Here is a 6,161-nt window from a genome sequence, read left to right on the forward strand (position 1 = left end):
AATAAACGGGCAGCATAACAAAAAAAGAAGGCATCCTTTTTAGACACCTTCTTTTGCATTTTTATACTGAAGATAAACAACGTTAAAGAAAAATCACTTCAAATCAATATCCGAATTTTTTTTGTATATTTGAAATATTGGAGTTTATTCTACTCAAAATATATGAGTTTGTCTAAATTTTGCCCGGGTCAAGTTTAAAAGTTTCTTTCAAGGATATTTTATTGTTTTCACTTGTCAAATAGCAAGACAAGCGAAAACGGAAAGAAAGACTGGAAAAAAATGCAAAGAGGTCCTTATCGAAAAATTCAGACAGACTTAAAAAATTCAAAACGGATTGTTCCGGATCATTCATAATCATACGCATACATAGATCCAATAATTTTCAGCGTATCTTAATCATAGAAAACAAACAACTAATAAAAAAACTTGTTTGTTATTATTAATCAGCCGGTAAAATACTTTTAATAACTATATAAATAAAATAGCCTATGAAACAGAAAAAAATACTAACTCTCACACTCTCTCAACTAAAGCAACTATATAAACAAGAACTTCCTGCACTTATATCAATCGCGCAAAATAGTCCCAATGAAGAAAAATTCAAGATACAATTAAATGCATTTATAGATACTATACCGACAAACAATACTCAAGAAACGATCAAAATGTTGATAGACTACGATGGAAAATCTATCTTCGAACTCTCTACGGGACAAAACATCCAAATAAAAACAATCTCTCTCTTATATCGATTTCTCACAGAAAATTTAAACGACGAAGAAACTCCAACAGATTTATTTATCGATCTATATTTTCTATTTAAAGGATCAGAAAACAATTATACCTCCCCATCTTTACAACAAATCAAAAAACGTACACACCTATGGGAAAGCGGTCTGGATAAGAAAGTAATAGAAATTCGGGAACAAAACAAAGAACGAATTTTACATATTCTGATACAAAAAATCGAAAATAGGAAAACTGCGTCTCGTTATCATTTCGAATCTGACCTAAACTATAATGAAAAATACGAACTTGTCAAAGAATGGTGGAACGACTTCAGATTTCATCTTTCGACAGCCGTAAAAAGTCCCAAAGAACTGAATAGATTTTTAGGAAATTCTCTCTCTGACGAAACCATGTATCTATTGCAACGGGCAAAAAAAATCGGAATGCCATTCTTTGTCACTCCGTATTATCTTTCACTATTAAATATAAATGAAGAAGGATATAATGATATTTCTATACGTAGTTATATCTTATATTCTCCCGAACTAGTCGAGACATACGGCCATATAAAAGCTTGGGAAAAAGAAGATATTGTAAAAGACGGAAGGCCAAATGCTGCCGGGTGGTTGCTTCCTGAAGGTCATAATATTCACAGACGTTATCCGGAAGTGGCAATTCTCATACCTGATACAATGGGACGAGCCTGTGGAGGTTTATGTGCGTCTTGTCAAAGAATGTATGATTTTCAAAGTGAACGGCTAAACTTCGAATTCGAAAATTTACGCCCGAAAGAAAGCTGGGAGAAAAAACTCAAACGACTAATGGACTATTTCGAAACGGATACTCAATTACGCGATATACTCATTACCGGAGGCGATGCATTAATGAGTCAGAACAAAACTTTACGCAATATATTAGAAGCGGTTTACCGAATGGCTGTCCGTAAACGTAAAGCAAACAAAAATCGTCCTGAAGGAGAAAAATATGCAGAGCTGCAACGCATCCGGTTAGGATCACGTCTTCTGGCTTATTTGCCGATGCGCATCGACCAAGAATTGATCGACATACTTAAAGAGTTCAAAGAAAAAGCTTCCGCAATCGGTGTCAAGCAATTTATTATACAAACACATTTTCAAACACCGCTTGAAGTCACTCCCGAAGCTAAAAATGCTATCCGAAAAATACTATCCGCCGGATGGTTGATTACTAACCAGCTCGTATATACAGTGGCTGCTTCCCGCCGAGGACACACAACTCGTCTTCGCCAGATTCTTAATCATTTAGGAGTAGTCTGTTACTATACCTTTTCGGTAAAAGGATTTAACGAGAATCATGCCGTATTTACTCCTAACAGCCGTTCCTTGCAAGAACAACACGAAGAAAAAATTTATGGCAACCTTTCTGCCGAGCAAGCAAAAGAATTGTGTTCTATCCTCGAATCCGGAGAAAATACAGCGAATAGTCTCCGTTCTTTCTTGAGCAAACATCATCTACCTTTTGCCGCTACAGACAGAAATGTGTTAAATCTCCCGGGAATAGGTAAAAGCATGACATTCCAAACGATCGGAATTACTGAAGATGGAAAACGAATATTACGCTTCGATCACGACCATACCCGTAAACACAGTCCGATTATCGATAAAATGGAATATGTTTATATCAAAGAAAACAAATCTATTGCAGAATATTTGCGCCAGCTCATAAAAATAGGAGAAGATGCCGAAGATTATGCAACAATCTGGAAATATTATCAAGGAGAAACAGAACCCCGTTTCAAACTCTATGAATATCCGGAACTTCCATTTCAAGTAACAAAACAAATCAGTAATTTGGTTATAAACTAACTACAGAGAAAAAATTATTCTGAATAATACAAATAAAGTATTATTCAGAATAACCAGCCTAACCCTTAACACCTAAAATTCTACAATTTCCATATAATCGAGATTCCAACCTTCTATACCTAAGACAGGATTCTCTCCTTGTAAATCTTTTGCATTAAATTCAAGAATCACTTGCTTGCTCTCTCCAGGCAATAAAGAAAAATAATTGTCACTATAATAAACCGGAAGCACCCGTTCTTTTGATCTATCACGCAAAACTTTCAAACGAGTCATCAACGCAATATTCTTTCCTGCATTTTTAATATCGACCGTCAAAAATACCTTTCCTCCACTTTTTTCCCGATAGAGACTATATTGCAAGTCGGCCGGAAGCATATTCGACAAATCGGAATACTCTTGATACTCATTTCCCCTCCAATAGAAATTATCGGCAATAATTTTATTTCCGTCTTTCAGTTCCAATTTTATAAAATGAACCGGAGAAAGTTTTTTCGGATAAACGATAGACATACAATCCGTAACGGTATCAGATCCGGAATCCAGTCGTACAGAATCTCGTAACATTAAAGTACCGTCCATATTATAGATACGCACTTCTGCAATCAAATTTTTATATCCTTGGCGAGTATTATTCGCAACCTTGACTTTATCAAGCTGACTATCCCACAGAATATGTAACGGTTCTAAAGCTTTTTTACAACCATAATAACCGGCTGTCTGCTCAAGGTAATAATCATAAGTCTGCCATACAGTGCTCGGCCATGCAGACTGACTCATCCACATCAACATACCATTACTCTGAGCACCGACAAAAGATTCGAACATAGCCTTATGATTTTCCATATTGACCATCTGCGCTTTCTTGCAAAAATCCTGCAAATCAGAGGCCTTGCCATAACGGTTCACTGCATTCATAAAACCGGATGCACCTTGCGCCGAATGAATACAAAAATCATGTAGCCCCCAGACATCATTCACCGGCCAATATTTATCTTCCGGCAACATCTTCTTCATACTTTCTATTGAGGGGATATTAGGCATTCCCATCTCCGAGTGAAGTTTCCTATGCGTTCTTATCTTAAAATAATGCCTCGGATTCTGAACGCTGTAAGGTCCAAATCCAGAAACCGTACCGGTCGCAGAATGAGGTATATACAAACGAGTTCCGTCCAACAAAGATGTCTGCTCTCGCAACGCCTTATTTAATGTTTCCGGAGGATTACCCTCATTGCGTCCGCAATACAAAGCTATCGAAGGATGATTTCTAAAATGTTTTATTTTATCGACAGCATTTTTCATAAACATCTTTTCATCATTCGGATTAGGGCCGTCTCCCGGATTAGCTAACCAGAAATCATCCCAAATCATAACTCCGTACTTATCGCAAGCCCGATAAAAATCCTCATCTCCAGTCATTCCTACCCAATTACGGATCATATTGAAATTTTCTTCCTTATGTAAACGAACCCGAACATCATATCCCTCTTTATCCAATCGAAGCATAGACTCGCTAAGTCCCCAATTGCCCCCTCTGAAAAATATACGAGTACCGTTTACATACGTTTTCAAGACACCGTCACTATCATCATAACTCATCTCCCGTATTCCGAAAGGTATAGTTTTCTTATCAGATACACCTCCGTTCGCCACAAAAGATAATTCGAGCGAGTACATATTCTGTTCACCATAACCGTTAGGCCACCACAAATCGGGATTTTCGATACATAACTGAGGCAAGGTATTTTTATCCAAGACCAAATCTTTATGTTCAAAAGCATTCAATGACACGCTCCGGCTAAAACGGATATTTCCCGGATTGATTATTCCCATCAATTTTCCCTTACAAGCCCTGTCCGAATGATTTTGTAATTCGACTCTTAAAGTCAAATCAGCAGAGGACAAATCTGGCAAAGGCAAATCCGATATAATAAAAGGATCAATCAAAGAAACATCGTTAGTAGCCGAAATAAACACATCATCCTGTATTCCTATATTTCTACCTCGCATCGTCGGTAACCAATCCCAGCCCACACTGGCGTGAATCGTCGGATTATCAGCTCCCAGCACTCCTCCATTTTTCCCGGCACTATTTAAACTTTGTACAGTTATCTGTCCCGGAGTATCATTTTTATGAATATATACTGCAATACACGCCTTTTCACCTGAAACGACATAAGGAGTTATATCGAATTTTCCACGAATAAAAGCACCCTTTATATCTCCAACACGATGTCCGTTTACAAATACATCGGCTTTCCAATTAATTCCGTTAAAATTAAGCCAGATTCTTTTTCCTTTATACTTATTAGGAACAATAAAGGTTGTACGATACCAAAAATCTGCAGTAAAAAAAGCATCTGATATTTGCAGTTGTTGATCTCCAAAATTAGGATCGGGAATAGCTCCTATATTCAAATAACTGGTCAACACCGTTCCCGGAACTGTAGCGATGATCCAATCCCGGTCATCAAATACCGGATCAGAAACCTCAAGACCATCTAATTTCACCAAACTTGCACGCTGCACTTTCCAATTTCCTCCGGTCAAATAATAAGCCCCTTCTTTTCCCATATACGGAACAGCCATTTGTTTCGGGATTACTCCTCCCGTCCCATAAACTTCCATCTCTGCCAAAGAATAATGCTCCGAAATACCGTCTGTCATATATAGCCTTACATATTTCGCAGTTGCCGTAGTCAGTTTTATTTCTTCTATTCCTCCTTTTCCCTCATTCGTTGAATACAGCGAACGCCAATTGCGTTTATCAGTAGAAAATTGAATTTGATATGACTGTGCAAACTCTTCTCCCCAAAACAACTTTACTTTATTGATCCGACAAATCGTCCCCAAATCAACATAAACCCATTGATTCTCCTTTCCGGCACTCTCCCATTTACTCAAAAAAACAGACCGATCGATTCGATTGACATTTTTCTCGAACAAGTCTATCTCAGACAATTGAGTACGGTTGTCCCCTCTATTTTCTGTAATATCGAGCCTATACATTCTATACGCATTCGTGTTCTTTGCTGTAAAAGAAAGAGACTCTTTCCGCTTGTTAAAACGAATATCGGAACGCGTATCTAACAAAGTCCAATTCTTACCATCATTCGATCCCGAAAATGTCCAATTTTTCGGATCTCTTTTTTCATCATCATTGGCAGAAGTCAAGACATAACGATCTATTATATAAGACGCTTCATTTGCAAATTCATACTGAATCCAACCCTCCGAATGGAATGTCAAATATTTTGAATTCGGTGATCCGTCAAACAGATTTTCAGAAGATTCTCCAGATGGAAAATCTGAATATTGTACCGTAATTTTCGAATCTCCCTGAACATCCGTATTTCCATCAGTAATTAAATGAGCCGTATAATCAAAATTCGAACATGAAGAATGATAAGCAGCCCTATTCAATGCTAAATTACGGACTTGCACAGAATTATCCGGGACAAACGATATAGGGGAAACTATATTTTGACCTTGCAAAGTTCCTCCCACACAAAAGAATAATATACCCCAATATCTCAAAAATGACATGAACCCCAAAAGTTGGATGGTTTAACATTATTAAGAGGCTCTCTT

Annotated in this window: 2 protein-coding genes; one reads left to right on the forward strand and one right to left on the reverse strand. The window is 37.4% G+C overall.

From position 1 onward, the window contains the following. Positions 1 to 488: 488 nt before the first annotated feature. Entirely contained in the window at positions 489 to 2,573 is a 2,085-nt protein-coding gene (locus AC0UMU_RS13050; RefSeq protein WP_122304576.1) for a KamA family radical SAM protein, read from the forward strand. Positions 2,574 to 2,645: 72 nt separating this feature from the next. Here the strand turns inward: AC0UMU_RS13050 and AC0UMU_RS13055 are convergent, their stop codons facing one another. Continuing rightward, on the reverse strand, positions 2,646 to 6,116 hold the full coding sequence (locus AC0UMU_RS13055; protein WP_288641978.1) for a glycosyl hydrolase 2 galactose-binding domain-containing protein: 3,471 nt from the start codon (positions 6,114 to 6,116) through the stop codon (positions 2,646 to 2,648). Positions 6,117 to 6,161: the final 45 nt, after the last annotated feature.

The sequence above is a fragment of the Coprobacter fastidiosus genome, assembly GCF_982245605.1.